This window comes from Micrococcus sp. GbtcB5 (assembly GCF_019091605.1).
GTDB classification, from domain to species: Bacteria; Actinomycetota; Actinomycetes; order Actinomycetales; family Micrococcaceae; genus Micrococcus; species Micrococcus luteus.
Genome location: NZ_JAGXJK010000666.1, coordinates 1 through 228, shown reverse-complemented (window position 1 = coordinate 228; position 228 = coordinate 1). Strand labels below are relative to the sequence as shown.

The following is a 228-nucleotide window of genomic DNA, read 5'->3' as shown; positions in this document are numbered from 1 at the left end:
GCAGGCGCTGCGGGGGCGGGCCGCCGGGCGCGCCCGCACGGTGGGCGACCTGGCCCGCGACGCCCCCACGGGCCCGCACGCCGCACGCGAGGCCCTGGACGCCGCCGCGGCCGCCCTGGCCGAGGCCCCCGCCGACGCCGGCGCCGGACACCGGTACTCCACCGCGCTGGCGCGGGCCCACCCCTACGGCGCCTGGGGCGTCGGCCGGCGCGGGGACATGGTCCTCGC

At 85.5% G+C, this 228-nt stretch carries 1 pseudogene; it reads left to right on the top strand.

The window, feature by feature from the left end:
• Nucleotides 1-228: pseudogene (locus KVS67_RS13890) on the top strand (ABC transporter ATP-binding protein); the annotation flags it as partial.